Raw genomic sequence first — 17900 nt, forward strand, 5'->3', positions numbered from 1 at the left:
GGATTAAATTAAGGAAGCAAGAATTTCAGGCACGGACTCATTAGAACAAGCATAAATTCCTTGACAACTAAACTGCTCTTGTCCATCTATCCTAACTTCAAAAGGCACTGTGAATAGATTTGCTTTCTTAGATTTTCGCTTTTGTGTAAACTTAGAAGTAAAATATATTGAAGCTCCGTTCAAATCAGCAATCCTCCTAGGAAAGACAACATTTTTCATTTGGGTACACAAAAACCGCTTTGCCAATGGAGACTCAACCCAGCCTACAAGTGTCCCTATAAGATCTAAGGTTACCAACATTGTTTGCAAAGATTCATGCTTAGCTTTTGTAGCTAAGGTTAAGCTATTCAGTTTATAACAAACCGTTTCTTCGTCCTGCGTTCTTTGAATGGGCACCAATAGATCATAGGCTATTTTATTTAATTTTGCACTCAATACAATTGGATTTCCATCTATTTCTTCTCCTGTAAAACAAAGCGTTCTCCCCTTTGATGTTCTAAAAAAGCCAGAAGAAGCATAAACTCCTTTATTTGTTTTGAGTGAATCCTTAAGTGCTAATTCCCAAACGTTTAAAGACAAATTATTAATTGTCAACCGAGACCAACTGACCTTGCCCAACTCCACAATCGTTTCGTTCGGCTCTAGAATTTGTTCTGCCAATAATGCCGCATAAGCAACAATATCTGGTCCATGAGTAAAGTATCGAGCAGATGGAGAAAAAAACAATTGGGTAGTACAACTGGCTTTTTTGTTTTTCTCAATTTGTAAATTAAGAAGCGGAAAACTCAGTTCTTCTGGTCGAATGCGTTCTAAATCAAAAGGTTTCTCCAAATTTCGTTCTAAATCATCTAATATTTGAAGAAAGAAACCAAACCTCATTTCTTCCTTATTAATATCTTTGGATTCAATTGTTTTAAGATTGTTTTTTAAGATAGAAAACAGTTCTTTTCTTCCCTCTCCTCTCAATTTATTTAAGACCAACCTTATCTCTTTCAAGGACAAACTCGAAAAATTATTTAGTGTTGGCTCGATCCATTTTGAATAGAAGTAATTATACGTCAAGTGCTGTAATATTAAGTTTTTCAAAATTTGGATGCGATCTCAATGTACTAGACAAGTTAGAAACATAATTTACATCACATAAATCATCTTCTCTTGCCAAGGAATCATAGGCATAGAAAGCCCCTGCTCTACAGCCACCACCACAAGTAGAAGTAAATTTGCAGCCTGAGCATTTTTCAATGTCATTAGAAGTAACCCTAATCTTCTTTTCTTCAACCGTTCTATAAATATCACTAAACTCCTGCGTAAAGATATTACCAAGGATCAAGTTTCTATCTTTGAGTAAATGACAAGGGTACACTTCTCCATTCCAATCTATATCCAATAGTGTAGAACCTGTCCCACAAATATAGGTTGAATTTGGACTGTCTACACTGCAAACATTGGGCGTTTCGACACTCATCTTAGCTTTTAACAAAACTTCTCTTGAGAAATTTGCTTGCATTTTTTGCCCAACCTCCTTCGTTACCGCCAACAAAGAATCATTGGACAGACTCAAAAAGGTGTTTTCATCATGTGGGAATGTTCTCAAATTATTGGGCGAATACCAACCTCCCTTGCTGACCGCTAATGCCGCAATGTCATAGATTTCATCCTTATTCATTTCATGAATAGTTGGAGCTAACAAGAAAGGCAAACCTTTTTCTGAAACAAGGTCTATTGCTTTCATTACCAAATCATAATTCCGTTTACTTCTTGTTATAGAATGTACTGCTTCTGTAAAACCATCAATACTAATTTGGGTTCTTTTTAAATATTTATAAGTACAAAGTTTATCAACGGTTGGCTCATCTAGATAGGTTCCATTGCATAAAATTCCAAAACTCAATCCTAAGCTTTCGCAATAATCTAAGATTTCAAAAGCATTTGGATGCATAAAGGGTTCTCCTCCTGTGATAATAATATGACAGTTTGGATTTAATTTTTTTATTTTATCCAAAGTAGCCTTGGCATCCTCCAAGGGCATCTCTTTTTTCTTTCGATTTCTAAGACCTTGGTAACAATACTGGCAGGCTAAATCACATTCTCGAGTTAAGGTGAAGTAAACCGATTGGATAACTTCTGGCGCTCGCTTGGGAATCGATTTTCGCATCCAACCTTCTACCACAAGTCGCTTATATAATTCATTGGTTCTTTCCTCTGCATAATTAGGCGTTGCCCCAAGTTGGCAAAGCAAATCAATCATTTTTTCTTTGGAATTTTCGGTTTCTGTAAATAACTTAAACCCCATCAATTCAAGAGAATTAAGAACACTTAAAGCACCTATAGAGGGCTTATAAGCTAGAAATAATCCATCATGTTCTTCTATTTGAATATTATCCATACGTTTCTATTTTTTATACTCCGAAGACTAGTAAAATACTTTGCTTAGAATAATGTCAACTGCTCGTTATTATTTGATATTCCTGAGTTAGCAAGCTAGATTGGTGTGGGTTCTCACGGAGTAATGTTTTTTTTATTTTCTATACAAATTCATCAAAGAGTATACAACACTAGTTGTAATGCTATAATTAAGGGGCGTTCTCTTTAGGTATTTTTTTAGAAAAAGAACACCCCTTAATTTAGGGTCTGTCGGGAAATCTAGCTCCCAACACTTCCACATACAACGCATCCAATACTTACACATCCGCTTACATCAGCTCCAACACCCCTACCTTCTAATGCTTTGTAATGGTAGTGATCTGGGTCTAGTCCTAAATCTTTGATTGTTTGTGAAGGGTTGGCCAAAAACTCTTTCGTTAATTCTCGATCACCGTAAATTTTCTTTACTGCTGTTAATAGCTTCGAATCCATGATTTTTTTATTTTAAAAATTCAAAAAAATAACCTTATCACCTACAATATAGCAATTTATAATTTACATTTATTAATTATACTCATTTTTTAAAACATATAAAAACCTAACAAACAAACTAATACAACTAAAACCCCTTTAAACAAAGCAATAGACAATAGCATATAACAAGTATTTATGAGGATCTTTTTGAAGTTATAATACGATCCCTTCAACAAATTGGGTATATTAGTTGTCCTAGTGACTTCTCTATCCGATGATTTTTGTAAAAATTAAAATTGGGGCAGCTTTTATCTATTTTTAGATCGCTTTGCTCTTAGATCCCAATTAAGTTGTAATTGGAATCTAATATCTAAAATAGGGCTAGAAAAAGCCCATTCTGTTAAATGTTAAAAACCGTCGGGTAGAGTACCTAGTAACATAACATTTATATACATCTACATTTAACCTAAATCAAAATGAAAAAAATAGCCGTATTCACTTCTGGTGGCGATTCTCCAGGCATGAATGCCTGCATCCGAGCGGTTGTTCGAGCTGCCTGTCATTATAACATAGAAGTAGTAGGCATTCGTCGAGGCTACAAAGGCATGATCAATGATGATTTTGTTCCTATGAATGCTAAATCGGTCAGCTATATACTGCACAAAGGGGGAACAATTTTAGGTTCTGCTCGCAGTGATGAATTTAGAACAGCAGCAGGACGCAAAAAAGCTTATACCAACCTCAAAAAGCATGGAATTGAAGGAATTGTAGCCATTGGTGGCGATGGGACATTTACAGGAGCCCATGTTTTTATGCAGGAATATCCAGACATTGCTATCGTCGGTACCCCAGGGACAATTGACAACGATTTATTTGGTACAGATTTTACGATTGGCTATGACACTGCGATCAATACAGCCATGGAAGCTATTGATAAAATAAAAGATACTGCTGATTCGCACGATCGATTATTTTTTGTAGAAGTAATGGGACGAGATGTTGGCTTTATTGCTACTAGGGCAGGGATCGCTGCTGGAGCAAAGGCAATTCTTATTCCAGAAAGTAAAACTAATATTGATGAGTTAGTGAATCTATTGTTGGACAATGCCGCTAAGAAAAAAATGTCTAATATTGTCGTTGTGGCAGAAGGAGATGATGAAGGTGGTGCGATGGATATTGCAAAAAAAGTAAAAGCAAAAACCAATATTTTTGATATTCGAGTGACCATTTTGGGGCATATGCAGCGAGGCGGTTCTCCTAGTTGCATGGATAGAGTTTTGGCTAGCCGAGTTGGCGTTGCAGCTGTAACGGCCTTAAAAGAAGGAAAAAAAGGGATTATGTTAGGACAAACCCACCGATCCATTAGTGAAACGCCCTTTGAAAAGGCCATTAAGCACAATCAAAAAATGAGTGCTGAACTAGAGGTCTTAGCCAAAATATTAGCGTATTAAAAAGATAAGATTCTCTGGCAACTATTGAAATAGTTGCCAGAGTTATATGTTCTTAAACTGCTGCTTCTTCCATTAGCATCAATTCTTCTGCTGGTCCAAAGAATTCATAATGAATATTGTCATCTTCAATCTCCAATTGTTTCAAAAGGTTGAGCGTAGCAGCCATAAATGGTTTAGGGCCACAGAAATAAAAAGCACTATCTTTTAAATTTGGGATTGTTTTTAAAATATCAAGCGTCAAATAGCCTTCAAAATCATGGCTTTCTCCTAATGCATCAGCTTCCAAAGGTTGGTCATAAACTGTAATTGCAGTAACATTATTGTTGCTATGTTCCTTAATTTCATTTTTAAAAGCATGCATTTCGCTATTCAAAGCACATTGAACAAAACTAACAGTTCGGTCCGTTTTATTAACAAGATGCTTGTACATGCTCATCAAAGGAGTAATGCCAACACCACCTGCCAATAATACAACAGGCTGTTCTCCTTCTTCTAAAATAAACTCTCCTGCGGGCATTCCAATCCACAAACTATCCCCTTCTCCTATATTTTTATGCAAATAGTTAGAAACAATGCCTTCTGGTGTTGCTGCTTCTCGCTTAACACTAATTCTTAGATAATCTTTGCAGTTACAATCGGACAAACTATAATTTCGAGAATGTTTATGATCGGTATTGGGAATATCAAGCATAATAGAAACATATTGTCCTGATTTAAATTCAGGAATGGCTGTCCCATCTTTGCGTTTTAAATAAAACGATGTAATAACCGAGCTTTCTTGAACTTTTTTGATCACCTCAAACTCCTTCTTACCACGGAAACCTCCCGTGCTTTCTTCTCCATCCACATACAATTCTTCTTCTCTATTGATTAGGATATCGGCCAATGCCTGATAGGCCTCTGTCCATGCTTCTACAATTTCTGGCGTAGCAGCTTCTCCTAACACTTCTCCAATTGCAGCCAGTAAATTCTCTCCAACAATAGGGTACATTTCGGGGGTAATTGCTAAACTTACGTGCTTTTGGGCAATAGACTCTACTGCTGCGCCCAATACTTCTAGTCGGTCAATGTGTTGAGCATATTGATAGACTGCATTAGCCAATACTTTAGGTTGTGTCCCTTGCTTTTGGTGAGTCATATTAAAAATATCCTTTAGTTCAGGATGATTTTTAAACATACGCTTATAAAATACAGTGGTAATTTGCTCCCCATGCGCCGCCAAAACTGGAGCCGTTGATTTTACAATTTCTATCGTTTTTGCAGTAATCATAATCTATTATTTATAGTTTTTTGTAGTTTTGAAAAGAAAAAAATAATACCTATTCCCGTTAAAACTGGACATAAAATAAAGAAATATCCTAAGTCTTGGATTTCTTTGTTGTTGGATACAATTGGAATCAGTGCCATCGCTCCTCCAGGGGGATATTTTAACTTTGTCAGATCCATTAAAAGAACACACGAACTAATAGCAAATAAAATGGCAACTGTTCTATCTAAATGGACTGTATTCATATATACCCCTATACTAGCCCCCAGCATAGCGCCTAAAAACATGTTTTTAGGCGCATATTGAGAGGATACCCCAAAATTAGAAAATGCCAAAACTGCTGATGCCCCAAAAGCAGCGATTAAGCACTCTTCTTTCAGCGTATTAAAGAAAATTGCATGAAACCAATAAATACAACCAAAACAGCTTATTGTTGTTATAAAAGGAAGAAGATTCTTTATTATTTTTTTCATGTTATCCATCCATTCATTACCCTTTTTTTAAAAGACAATGAATATAGGGGCAAATATAGCGGATAAAAAAGTCTTTTTTTATGACTTAAATCATATCAAAAAATGATAAACCAAGAGATTTTAAAACATTATAATTTTAAGATTATTGATTATAATAAAGAGGAGTATGTCTTTGAAAAGGGGGCTTTGCCTAGATATTATTTCCAAATTATATCTGGCGGGATCAAGATGAGTTATTATAATGAAAAAGGAAATGAATTTATACAGGGTATTTTTGGCAAAGATAAAAGCTTTGGAGAACCGCCTCTATTAGCCAATTTGACTTACCCTGCCAATGCGATTACCTTGCGTAAAACTTCTATTATTAAGATCCCAAAAGAAGATTTTGAACGGCTGCTTTTAGAAAATCAGGAGGTGCACATCAACCTTACTAAAAAGCTTTCTAAACGATTATACTTCAAGGCTGTGATGGCAAATGGGATAACCTCCAACTCCGCAGAAGAGGCTATTTTATCTTTATTTGATTATATCAAAACCAATGTACACAATAAGTCAGCACCCTTTTCTTGCAAAATTGACTTAACGAGAAAGAATATTGCAGGTTTGACAGGGTTAACAACGGAAACCACGATTAGAAAAATAAAAGAAATGGAAGCCAATAAACGTTTAAAAATTATTGATAGCAAAGTTTATTATTAGCAGAAGCTCCCTTTCATCTAGGAACTTGAAGATGACACAAACCTCATCTTCAAGTTCTCTGATTTATCAACTACTCTACCAAATTAGCATAGGCCACAAAGTAGGGATTCAACATATTTTCTTTGTTGTAAATCACAGCATCTGTTGTATTGTATTGCAAGACCTTCCCTCCTGCTTCTTCCAGAACAATTTGTGCGGCAGCAGTATCCCATTCCATGGTTGGAGCTACCCTAGGATACAAATGAGCTTGCCCTGTTGCCAATTGCAAAAATTTTAAAGAGCTTCCTTTCGAAACCAAATTGGGAGCATCCAATTGTTCAATAAACGCTTTGGTTTCTTCGTTTAAATGAGAGCGAGAGCAAACAACATTGATTCCTTTGTCTTTCATGGTAAATTTAGGCGCATGAATTGCTTTTGTCTCCCCATTGGTCTTTAGGAAAGCTCCATCGCCATCAGCAGCCCAATACAACTCATCTAAAACAGGAGCGTAAACCACTCCTAATACGACCTTACCAGCATGAACCAACGCTATATTAACCGTAAATTCTCCATTTCGCTTAATAAATTCTTTTGTTCCATCTAATGGGTCCACCAACCAATAATAGTCATAATTTTTACGCACCTCAAAAGGAACGGCTTTATTTTCTTCTGATATAATAGGATATTGGATTGGCAATTGTTCTAAACCAGCACAAATAACGGCATTAGAAGCTTGGTCTGCTGCGGTTAAAGGAGAATCATCTGCCTTTTTAATAATTTCAATGCCTTCACAATTTTTATAAATATCCAATATAGCCAAACCTGCATCTGTCGCAATTTGACAAAGCTCAGGAATTAAATCTTTGTATGTCATCTTTAGTTGATTTTATAATAAAGCCGCTAAAATATACGATCAAATAAGAAATCTATTTTTTGTGTCGTTTCTTCTTCGAAGAAGTTCGTTTTCCTTTATTGGCTTTTGAAATATACCCCGAATTTGTTTTTCCAGTATACTTCTTAGGTCGTTTACTTTGTTTATTTTTTATCTTTGCTTTATAGCTCTTTTTCTCATGGAATGCCCCCTGATAGGTAGGGTCTTCTTTGTGTTTTTGTGCATCAATAGCACGCTCCATTTCTTGATTTTCAAAGAAAGGAGTTTCTGTTATTTCGATAGACGCTGGCATGTTTAACATCGGAATTGCCATGCGTATTTTCTTTTCTATCTTGTGAATATGATAAACATCTGCCTTGGTTACAAAAGTAATCGCAGCTCCTGTGCGAAAAGCACGCCCTGTGCGACCAATCCGATGTACATAATCCTCATAAACCGTGGGCACATCAAAGTTAATTACATGGCTAACATCCTTAATATCAATCCCCCTAGCCATAACATCTGTTGCCACTAAAATACGTATCTTTCCCTCCTTAAAATCCTGAAAGGCATTAATTCTAGTATTTTGACCTTTGTTCGAATGAATTAGCCTAACATTTTCTTTGCCATATTTTTGTAAACGATTAAAGATTTGATTGGCGGATTGTTTGGTTTTGACAAAAACAATTATCCGATTAAATGCTTCTTCATCTTCTAGTAGATGCGTTAACAAGTTTAGCTTGGTCAAAAAATTAGGCACATCGTAACGTACCTGTTCTACTGTTTCAACAGGAGTTGCCTCAGGCGTAATTTCTATCTTAATGGGAAAGTCCATAAAATTCCAACTCAACTCCTCTACTTTAGGCGAAAATGTTGCTGAGAACAACAGGTTTTGTTTCTTGGTTGGTACCACCTCTAGGATTGTATTGATTTGTCCCATAAAGCCCATATCCATCATCCTGTCCGCCTCATCCATGACCATAATCTCTATCTTATTGAGCTTTATGTTTTCTTTTTCATAGAGTTCCAATAAACGTCTAGGAGTGGTAACAATAATATCAACCCCATCGTGAATGGCTTTTGCCTGTGCTTTTCGACCGACTCCTCCATAAATTCCCTCAAACCGAATATCCGTGTACTTGGCTAGCTCTTCTATTTGTTGTCTTACCTGTACAACCAATTCTTTGGTCGGCACCAAAATAATACAACGGGCAGCAATCCCCTTTGCATAACCTAATCGTTGCAAAATAGGCAATACATAAGCTGCTGTTTTTCCTGTCCCCGTTTGAGCTATACCAATGACGTGTTGCCCTGATCGAATAGCAGGGATTGCCTTAATTTGGATGGCTGTTGCCTGTTCAAAACCTAAATCTTCTAAAGCATTTAGATACTGTCTTGTTAATTTTAATTCTTCGAAACGTACCATATTTTCTGATTGAGAAAGGCAAAGATACGCCTTTATTACTAGACTTGGGAACTCTGTAGTTCTTAATAATCTAAATAGGCACTAATTCTTGCTCAAAACAGTGCATTTTGCCATCCTTCGAGTAGCCTAACCAACAATAATTCTCTGAAAAAGACAAACTTACCAAGCCCCCCAAAAGCTGATTTATAAATTGTCAATTCACAAAGAATTGTGTATCTTGTTTGAGCAATTCACCATATAAACTAATCCAGCATGTTGCAGCCTCGTTTATTTTTATTTGTTCTCGCCCTTTTTATGCTCACCAATTCAATAACAAAAGCTCAAACAATTGTAGACTATTATCACCTTTTGGCAGACTATGATGATGACATAAAAATACATCCGATAAAAAAGGTCGATCACAAATGGCAAGTCCAAAGTACAACAACCAAAGAAGCTACCGTTTTTGTAGATACTGAAAATAATTTTTTAGAAATCAAGGACAAAGCCGAAGGCGATATTTTCACCTTACAGGTTTCTCTATTACAAAAAAAGAATGGAGAAATACTCGTTGCCATTGCAAAAAACCACATGGACATCTTTTTTCATGGCGAAATTCATATTCTAAACTATAGAAATGGAAGGTGGAACGACATTTCAGAACAAGTGCTGCCCAACTTAACCTATCAAGATTTTGTAGAACAATCCGTTGGTTTAGCAGCAATGGCATACAACCCCCAATTAAATCACCACTTAGAATTTGGCTACCAACTCCCTCGTATAGGTTCTACTGCATCTGCACAAATGCAAACACAAGTACTCAAAGACAAATGTGCCCTTAACGATGTTAGCGTTCGAGAATATTGTGCTTCACTCCATGAAATTACCTACTCTTCGATAGAATTGAACTGGCAACCAGAAGAGGGCATATTCAAAATTGGCGCTAAAAGGTAATGGGTTAATAGTTTTAAAAAACATAAATCACATTGAATCAAAAGTTTACAACTTTATATAACAATTAAAATAAAGAGATTTTTTTTCTATTTAACCCCTATTTATTTCGAATTTCGTTAAGCAGAATGCATATATTGTATTAGAATAATTTTATCCCCGTTCTACAAAAAAATTAAAATTCAATACAATATGCACCTTAAATTTATTGTCCTATTCTTCTTAGTTTGTAATTTTTGGTCTTGTCAAAAGGATAAAGAACTAGAAGAACAAATAACAGCGAAAAAAGAAAGTAAAGCTCCGATTATAGTAGGAGCAAGAAGTTTAAACGCAACCGTTGAGCAAACTGTCCTTGGTGCCAAGCGAGTTAATCCTTATACCGTCGCCAATATGACCGCCGCATGGAACCAATTGTATCCTTCCGATAGCGAAACCGCATTGCCTGCTACGCATTGGTACGTTCGGTTTCATCCACAAACACCACAAGAACTTAAGGAGTTACAGCAGGCGATTAATTCCTATGCTGTAGCCAATAATGACATCCATGAAAACGATCCTCATTTATTTGATTTTCCCTTGGAATATGAGATCGAGCAAGCAGGTAACTTTTACCACGATCCAAGTCTTCCAGCAGGAGCAATCACCTATCAATATGCAGTGGTTAAGCCCGACTTTCAATTTCCTGCGGGAGTCGCTTATACCCTTATTGATGAATTGGTCTTAGCCCCTTATTCTTCTTTTTTGACTGCAGAAGCCTTTCGTCGTACAGGCAATGATTATTACAATGCGAAGAATGAGCTAGTCAACTTTTGTGCGCCTACTTGTCCCAATTATCCCAATTGCTTGGCTGCTAATGTGGATTGTGATGGAACAACAACAACCAATGGCGGAACCATACAGCCCTTTGGGCTTCCTTGTCGGCTGGGACCTTTATGGCCCTTTTGTTTGCACAATGCCACCGTTACAGGCTTACCGACCAATACAGGAGGAACAACCAGTAATCGCTGCGATTGCCCAATCAGCGTTTTTGGCAGCAAACCTGGGGGCTGTGTACGAGTAGAAGACACCCAATTGGGTTGGGAAGGAGTAAAAAATGTAGAAATCTACATTCGAGATTTGTGGTTTACAGGCAGAAGTGTTTGGACTACCAATGAGGGCTGTTGGTACATTCCCTTTAATTATTTTGGTCCGATCCAAGGCTTTTTGAAATACGAAAGCAATCGACTCAAAATAAGTGGTCTAAGAGATTTGTATATTGCAGAGTTTGGGCATCCCATTGTTCAGAATTTAGGCATTCATATCTCAGGTTATAACAACTTAAACATTCGGCATCATCTGCATACTGACAATAGCAGCCTACACAGAATGCTGTGGTTTGCTTCCTTAACCAATAATGCGGTTTATGAATACGATTGGTATGCTACACAGGAAGGGCTACCGCCTGCTGCTCCTGATCTGAATATTATGTTGATGAATGAAGGAGGCGCAGCTTCTGCTCCTATGTTATCTCATATCATGCGGACAAGCCCAGGGGCAGGAATGACGATTGCAGGAGGTTTTAGTTTTGTAGGCACAACGGCTGGTTTTACGACCATGGGCTTAGTGGATATGTTTTTGCCAGGTACGGGGGCATTGGTGGGGACAATGATGCCTTTGTTTTTAACCCACATGTTGGCTAATTTACCCGATATAATTTATCAGTATGGAGGACGAGATATTGAGCTTACATCAGATAAGGTAAAAGAAACGATTTACCATGAATGCGGACATGCCGCTCATTATTACGCTTTGACGGATAAAAACGAATATTGGGTTGGTAATATTCAGCGAATTATAGCCAATGGAGGTTATGGTAACAAGGGTACTGATGGCTACGAAAGATGTGCTATTATTGAAGCTTGGGGCTATCACATAGGTAATTATTTTGCGGATTTACATTACGATCTAAATAACGAAGTTTCTTCTAGGTTTACAATTATTGAACGTCAGGAACGCCAAAGATTTATTTATAGAGTTTCTGAACGAGATAATCCTAATAATACATTCTATCAAAATCTATATTGGTTGCAAAAAGGCTTGTATTGGGATTTAATGGATGATCGAACACATAATAATCCTCCTTTAGAAATTCCAGATCCAGTGAAAGATAGCGTATCAGGTTTTACCAATGCTGAAATTTTTTCAGCCATGACCAATAACAGCCCTATATTAGCCTACCAAGTAAGGGATGCTTTAAAAAGCTTTCATCCTAATCAAAGTGCTTTTATTGATACTTTATATAAAGAATATGGTTATTAATCAACAAAGCAAGCAAAGAAAGAAAGAAAATTTCTTTGCTTTTTCAAAAATTACTAGTTATGCCTAAAATATATATTCTATTTCTATTTTTACTAGTTATAGCCTGTGGCTCTAAAAATAGATGTTACATTAATTATGGTTTTAAATTTCCCTTATCAGTTACTCCTAAAGATGTCTTTTCTATAGGCGACACTATTTGGTATGAAATGAATCTCTCTAATCAATTATTAGACGAAAACACAGGCAACTATATTGATTTAACAGATTATGAACTCTTTTTTGATTTAACAATAGGAAAAGTAGATACAGATTTTATTTACAGTGCTAATCACCTTTTTGACATCCACTCTCAAATAGGAAAAATAAGCAAAAAGGTGAACCATTTTCATTATACTTACCTTCACTTTAGCAGTATTAATGAAAAGCATTTTAAGATAGGTTTGATTCCTACCCAAAAAGGGTGTTATGAAACAGAGGTGAGCTTAGCAGATATATTTATAGAGAAAGAAGAAAATGACGAATTAAATATAACAGAAACGGAATGTTGGGAAAAACTATGGCCTGATACCTATGCATTTACTAATAATGGACAATGCAATCATTATTTAGTAGATGGTATTTGTCAATACTCACCTTATGACAGTACTTTAGCATGTAGCGTAGATTCAGTTCATTATACCAAAGGAGCTTATGCCTTTTGTGTGAAGGATTAGAAAAAAAGGCTTGTATTGGGATTTAATGGACGATCAAACTCATAATGAACCCCATTAAATGTTTCAGATCCCGTAAAAGATAGCGTATCAGGTTTTACCAATGCCGAAATTTTTTCAGCTTTGACTACCAATAGTCCTGAGTTAGTTCATGAGGTAAAAGATGCACTAATTAATTTTCATCCTAGTCAAAGAAATGCCATTGATACCTTATATAAAGAATATGGTTATTAATTCATCAAGCAAGCTTAGAAAAATTCTAAGCTTGCTTTTTAATGTTATTTATGATGTATAAAATATATGTTTTGTTATTATCATTGTTTTTGGCTGCTGCCTGTGGTTCTAAGGATCCAGGTTGTTCCATCAAATATGGATTTGAATTTCCTTTATCGATAACCCCAAAAGATGTTTTTTCAGTAGGCGATACCATTTGGTATGAAATGGATTTGCCGAATCAATTGTTGGATAAGAATAGTGGAGATTATTTTGATTTTACCGACTATGAACTTTTTTTTGATTTATCTACTAGTAAAATTGATACTGATTTTGTTTATGGGGCAACACATTTATTTGATATTTATGCAGAGGTTGGTAAAGTAACTCAAGAGGTCAATTCTTTTATTTATACCCATTTTCATTTTAAAAGTATTAATGAGAAGAAATTTAGAATAGGCTTAGTTCCAAAGAAAAAAGGTTGTTATGGTACATCAATCCATTTAGCCGATATTTTTCTTAATAAGCAAGAAAATAAAGATTTAAATATAGGGGATACAGAATGTTGGGAATATTTATGGCCAGATACTTATGCTTTTACAAATGATGGGCAATGCAATCATTATTTAGTAGATGGTATATGCCAATACTCCCCTTATGATAGTCTTTTAATTTGTAGTGGAGATTCTGTACATTTTACAAAGGGAGCTTACGCCTTTTGTGTAAAAGATTAAAAAAGGCTTGTATTGAGATTTAATGGGTGGTGGAACACACAATAATCCCCCATTAAATATTCCCGACCCCGTAAAAGATAGCGTATCAGGTTTTACCAATGTCGAAATTTTTTCAGCCTTAACTACGAATAGTCCTGAGTTAGTCCATGAGGTAAAAGATGCACTAATTAATTTTCATCCTAGTCAAAGAAATGCCATTGATACCTTATATAAAGAATATGGTTATTAATTCATAAAGCAAGAGGTACTGTTATAAATACCAAGAAAGTTCAAAGAAAAATTAGTATTTACAAGAGTACCTCTAGTTAATTTAAGGATAGGCAATAGGCATTATTTCACCATACTTTTTAAGACCTTATCATTGATTTCAACTTTGAATTTTTCTTTCAATTTTTTAATCAAATCTTGCTCTAAATTATCTTGATAATCGGCTACTACATAACCACGAGCTTCTTCTAGCGTCTTAACAGAAGGAGACATAATTTCTTCTATTTTGGTAAAATAGAAAGAGCCATCCTTTTCATAGCCTTTGCTAAGAACCCCTGCTTTCCATTTCAATTTGTCCAACTCCATATTTTTTCCTTCCTCATAGATACCACTTGTAGTTTGTACAATTTCACGATCTTTGTTAAACATAGATTTAACACTTTCAGCGCTTTTCTTTTTTGATTTGCTCTGAATTTTTTTGATCATTTTCTTGTCATCTGTGCGTAAGGTGTAAAAAGTTACGTTGGCACGTTGTTTCCACTTATAGTTATTTTTGTTGGCCTCATAAAATGCTTTGAGCCCTTCTTCATCACTAGAAGCTTTGTCCCAAACCAATTGTTTTTTGACCTCAAACAGCAAAATGCCTTCTTCATATTCACGCATCAAAGCTTTAAATTCAGGGTATCTTTTATCCAATTGAGTTTCTTCGTATGCTAGGCATTTTTGAGTAGCTAATTTTTTAATAATTCTATCTACAGCAGCTTCAATTGTACGAGGCTGTTGGTTCATTCGTTCACTATGCGCACGTTGAGCAATAGACATAAACTCACGAATGGTACCTTTTACATTGCCAATGGTAAACAACTCTTTATTTTCTAAAGATTCGTCTTTTTCGGCTTTCCATTTGTAGGTTAGGAAGGTATTGTTCTTTTTCAAAGCTTCTACCAAAGCCCCTTTTATGGCTTCGTTTTCTTTATAGCCCCCTTCCTTTTTAATATCAGCAACCAAAGCATCTTGGATAATTTGGAAACGAGGTTTGCGCTTAATTTTGTTTGTAATTTCAGATTTTACATCTTGGTATTTAGGATTTTTGATTCCTTGGTAACGTTTAAGGATATGCCACCCTGCTTCTGTTTCAATTGGTTTAGAAACATTGCCATCTTGCTCCAAGCTAAAGATCGCTTCTTCAAAATCTTGCGCATATTTGTTGATGCCAACCCAACCTAATTGACCACCTCTATTTTTGGTTGCATTATCTTGAGAATGTTTGCTGGCTAGTTCTTCGAATTTAGCGCCACCTTTTAAAACCTCATACAACGAATCAATAGCGACTTTAGCCCCTTTTGGGTCTTTTTTGGTACGCAACAAGATATGAGCAACTTTGATGCGCCCAAAAGCAGGACGTACATCATCTACTCGCAAGATGTGGTAACCATATTGAGAGGTAACAATCTCTGAGAATTCGCCTTTTTTAGTATTGTACATGGCTGTTTCCAACGGATAAGGTAGCTGTAGCGTTGTAAAATACCCCAAATTTCCTCCTTTTGTATTGCTATATTGGTCATCAGAGTATTGTTTTGCCAATTCATTAAAGTTCTGGGGTGTCAACTCTCCTTTTATTTTTTTTGCACGTTCAAAAGCCTCTCTTTTTGCTTTTGCGTCCATATTCTGATCAGCAGCAATTAAGATATGGCTAATTTTGCGATCTTCTTTAGAACGCTCATAAGCTTCACGAACCAGTTTTTCTGTAATTTCTCGATCCGTTAAATAGGTACTAGCCAATTGACGCTTGTATTGATCTTGCTCACGTTTCACCTCAGGCTTTTCACTAAGCCCAATATCCACACCTTCTGCCACTTGGAGCTTGAAATTGACATATAAATCCAAATACTCCTTTAGAGATTTTTCACTATAATCGGCTTTCTCACCATTTGTTTTGTTGTAGATGTATTGGAACTCAGAAATTTTAACTTCTTTATTGTTCACCTTAAACAGTACGGGATCATTTTGTGCTTGGATATTAGAACTAACCAATAATGCGATAGTCGCAAAAGTGGCGCATATACGATTGAGCATATCTGTCTATTTAATTTTTGAGTTGATTTAAATAAAATTCTTTTGTTACAATAGTAGATGTTACAAAGTACATTAAAATATACTTTGCAATAAGACAAAACTACTTTTATATAGTGTATTTAACCAAATAAGTACAGTTTATTAAAACTCTGTAAATTTAGAGAATTTATACTAAAGCCCCTATTTTATAGGTCTAATAATATCCATCAAAGAGTAGTTTTAGACATTAAATACAAATCTTAGCCATCTGTCTACCCAAAATTCCTTATTAAAAGTAGCATCTTGAAGAAATTCCGTATCTTTCGCCCTTATAAATTTACTAAATAAAGGTTCTATACAAGACAATAAGTAAAAATGAAGCTTAATAGAATACACGCTACGCTCTTTTTTTTGATGGCAATTACAATTAGTTGGTTAACGGCCTGCGATTCTACCAATTCAGCTCCCAAAGCCCCTGACTACTATTCTTTCTCTAAGATCAATTGCTATGTTCGTTATATGGCTCAAAATAGAGAACTTCGAGCAGATATGACGTTTCGGACAGATTCTACCCAAGCAATTGATGGTGCCGTGACCCTAAATAGCATACCGATGGTTTTTAAGAAACGTCCTATCGTGGGTTTACAGTATCAATTGGTAAAAAATTCTATTACTTTTGACAATGATTATACATTTAGATATATCGAAAAAAATGGTCAGCCAATAGATTTAACAATCCAACTCAACGATTTTGATAGCCTTAGAATAGCGTCCAAAACAGTTAGCAAAACAACAGGTGGCTTATTACAGTGGAATGGTCCTGCTTTAGGGCATGAAGATGGTTTAGTCTTTATCTTGACCGACTCTAAAGGAAACACCTTTTCAATCAATCATGTTGGTATTAGCAAGGGAAATCAATTTGAAATTATTGCAGACCATGCCAATCGCCTAGCCTTGGGCACTGCTACAATTGAAACAACTAGAAAAAAAACAACCATTCAACAAGAAAACGGCACTACTAGAATGCTAACAGTTGAGTATTATTCTAAACCCATTGAATTTGAAGTAATTGATTAATTTCAATCTCAGCGCTAAAAAAATTTTATAAAAAAACTCCTTAATGACCATGTTAATCATAGATAATAAAGTCATTTCTCCTGAAATTTTTGAAGAAGAATTTGTTTGCAACTTGGATGCCTGTAAAGGAGCCTGTTGTTGGGAGGGCGATTATGGTGCTCCTCTAGAGATCGAAGAGCTAGATATTTTAGAAGAGTTATACCCCAAAATAAAACCCTTTTTGACTTCAGAAGGAATTGAGGCGATAGAAGAACAAGGGGTAGCTGTTTATATACCAGAAGAAAAAGAATATGGAACAACCCTAATTGATAATGCAGCCTGTGCCTATTTAACCTATGAAAACAATGGAATTGCCAAATGTGGCATTGAAAAAGCTTATGAAGCTGACCTAATTGATTATGCCAAACCTGTTTCTTGCCACTTGTATCCTATCCGTGTCGAACAATTAGACAATTCTAGTTTTCAGAAGTTAGAGTATGATCGTTGGGATATTTGTTCTGCCGCTTGTGATAATGGCGCAAAATTAAATGTTCCAGTTTATAAATTCTTGGAGGGGCCGCTTATTCGTAAATATGGGGCTGATTTTTATGAACAACTAGAACACATGGCTGAACACCTTATGAATCCTGAATAATCCATTTGAAGCGGTGATAATTGTTTTTATCACCGCTT

Annotated in this window: 17 protein-coding genes; 9 read left to right on the forward strand and 8 right to left on the reverse strand. The window is 35.8% G+C overall.

Going from position 1 to position 17900, the window contains the following annotated elements:
• Positions 1–3 precede the first annotated feature (3 nt).
• The 3 genes from AsAng_RS19750 to AsAng_RS19760 all read right to left on the reverse strand — a co-directional run bounded on the left by AsAng_RS19750 (position 4) and on the right by AsAng_RS19760 (position 2856).
• On the reverse strand, positions 4–1086 hold the full coding sequence (locus AsAng_RS19750) for a hypothetical protein (RefSeq protein WP_264788823.1): 1083 nt from the start codon (positions 1084–1086) through the stop codon (positions 4–6).
• The gene (locus tag AsAng_RS19755; protein ID WP_264788824.1) at positions 1052–2386 is read right to left on the reverse strand and encodes a radical SAM/SPASM domain-containing protein; all 1335 of its coding nucleotides are present in this window, start codon (positions 2384–2386) and stop codon (positions 1052–1054) included. Before AsAng_RS19755 ends, AsAng_RS19750 begins: the two co-directional genes overlap by 35 nt.
• 257 nt (positions 2387–2643) lie before the next feature.
• Positions 2644–2856 (reverse strand): hypothetical protein, encoded by a 213-nt coding sequence (locus tag AsAng_RS19760; RefSeq protein ID WP_264788825.1) that lies wholly within the window; start codon positions 2854–2856, stop codon positions 2644–2646.
• Between the two features lie 458 nt (positions 2857–3314).
• Between AsAng_RS19760 and pfkA the strand changes: the two genes are divergently transcribed.
• A complete protein-coding gene (gene pfkA / locus AsAng_RS19765; protein ID WP_264788826.1) occupies positions 3315–4289 on the forward strand; it encodes a 6-phosphofructokinase in 975 nt (324 codons plus the stop codon).
• Positions 4290–4341: 52 nt separating this feature from the next.
• Here pfkA and hmpA read toward each other — a convergent pair whose 3' ends face one another.
• Together hmpA and AsAng_RS19775 are read right to left on the reverse strand one after the other, a co-directional pair.
• A complete protein-coding gene (hmpA, locus tag AsAng_RS19770) occupies positions 4342–5559 on the reverse strand; it encodes an NO-inducible flavohemoprotein (protein WP_264788827.1) in 1218 nt (405 codons plus the stop codon).
• Positions 5556–6029 (reverse strand): HPP family protein, encoded by a 474-nt coding sequence (locus AsAng_RS19775; protein ID WP_264788828.1) that lies wholly within the window; start codon positions 6027–6029, stop codon positions 5556–5558. Before AsAng_RS19775 ends, hmpA begins: the two co-directional genes overlap by 4 nt.
• Before the next feature lie 102 nt (positions 6030–6131).
• Between AsAng_RS19775 and AsAng_RS19780 the strand changes: the two genes are divergently transcribed.
• Positions 6132–6728 (forward strand): Crp/Fnr family transcriptional regulator, encoded by a 597-nt coding sequence (locus AsAng_RS19780; RefSeq protein WP_264788829.1) that lies wholly within the window; start codon positions 6132–6134, stop codon positions 6726–6728.
• A gap of 70 nt (positions 6729–6798) precedes the next feature.
• Here AsAng_RS19780 and cysQ read toward each other — a convergent pair whose 3' ends face one another.
• Together cysQ and AsAng_RS19790 are read right to left on the reverse strand one after the other, a co-directional pair.
• Complete coding sequence (gene cysQ / locus AsAng_RS19785) at positions 6799–7581, reverse strand: 3'(2'),5'-bisphosphate nucleotidase CysQ (RefSeq protein WP_264788830.1); 783 nt, start codon at positions 7579–7581, stop codon at positions 6799–6801.
• Positions 7582–7633: 52 nt separating this feature from the next.
• The gene (locus AsAng_RS19790) at positions 7634–9004 is read right to left on the reverse strand and encodes a DEAD/DEAH box helicase (protein WP_264788831.1); all 1371 of its coding nucleotides are present in this window, start codon (positions 9002–9004) and stop codon (positions 7634–7636) included.
• A 252-nt stretch (positions 9005–9256) separates the two neighbouring features.
• On the opposite strand from AsAng_RS19790, the gene AsAng_RS19795 reads away from it, so the two are divergent.
• From AsAng_RS19795 to AsAng_RS19815, 5 genes are all read left to right on the forward strand, one after another.
• The gene (locus tag AsAng_RS19795; protein ID WP_264788832.1) at positions 9257–9937 is read left to right on the forward strand and encodes a hypothetical protein; all 681 of its coding nucleotides are present in this window, start codon (positions 9257–9259) and stop codon (positions 9935–9937) included.
• Between the two features lie 189 nt (positions 9938–10126).
• On the forward strand, positions 10127–12232 hold the full coding sequence (locus AsAng_RS19800; RefSeq protein WP_264788833.1) for a hypothetical protein: 2106 nt from the start codon (positions 10127–10129) through the stop codon (positions 12230–12232).
• 59 nt (positions 12233–12291) lie between these two features.
• Positions 12292–12945, forward strand: coding sequence for a hypothetical protein (locus tag AsAng_RS19805; protein ID WP_264788834.1), 654 nt, complete (start codon positions 12292–12294; stop codon positions 12943–12945).
• Between the two features lie 281 nt (positions 12946–13226).
• Positions 13227–13889 (forward strand): hypothetical protein, encoded by a 663-nt coding sequence (locus AsAng_RS19810; protein ID WP_264788835.1) that lies wholly within the window; start codon positions 13227–13229, stop codon positions 13887–13889.
• A 22-nt stretch (positions 13890–13911) separates the two neighbouring features.
• Positions 13912–14118 (forward strand): hypothetical protein, encoded by a 207-nt coding sequence (locus AsAng_RS19815; protein ID WP_264788836.1) that lies wholly within the window; start codon positions 13912–13914, stop codon positions 14116–14118.
• A gap of 101 nt (positions 14119–14219) precedes the next feature.
• On the opposite strand, the gene AsAng_RS19820 is transcribed toward AsAng_RS19815, so the two are convergent.
• Positions 14220–16172 carry a peptidylprolyl isomerase gene (locus tag AsAng_RS19820; RefSeq protein ID WP_264788837.1) on the reverse strand — a complete coding sequence of 651 codons (1953 nt, stop codon included), beginning with the start codon at positions 16170–16172 and terminating at the stop codon, positions 14220–14222.
• Between the two features lie 354 nt (positions 16173–16526).
• On the opposite strand from AsAng_RS19820, the gene AsAng_RS19825 reads away from it, so the two are divergent.
• Entirely contained in the window at positions 16527–17228 is a 702-nt protein-coding gene (locus tag AsAng_RS19825; RefSeq protein WP_264788838.1) for a hypothetical protein, read from the forward strand.
• Positions 17229–17277: 49 nt separating this feature from the next.
• A complete protein-coding gene (locus AsAng_RS19830) occupies positions 17278–17862 on the forward strand; it encodes a DUF3109 family protein (RefSeq protein ID WP_407655343.1) in 585 nt (194 codons plus the stop codon).
• Positions 17863–17900 lie beyond the last annotated feature (38 nt).

The organism is Aureispira anguillae (assembly GCF_026000115.1).
GTDB classification, from domain to species: domain Bacteria; phylum Bacteroidota; class Bacteroidia; order Chitinophagales; family Saprospiraceae; genus Aureispira; species Aureispira anguillae.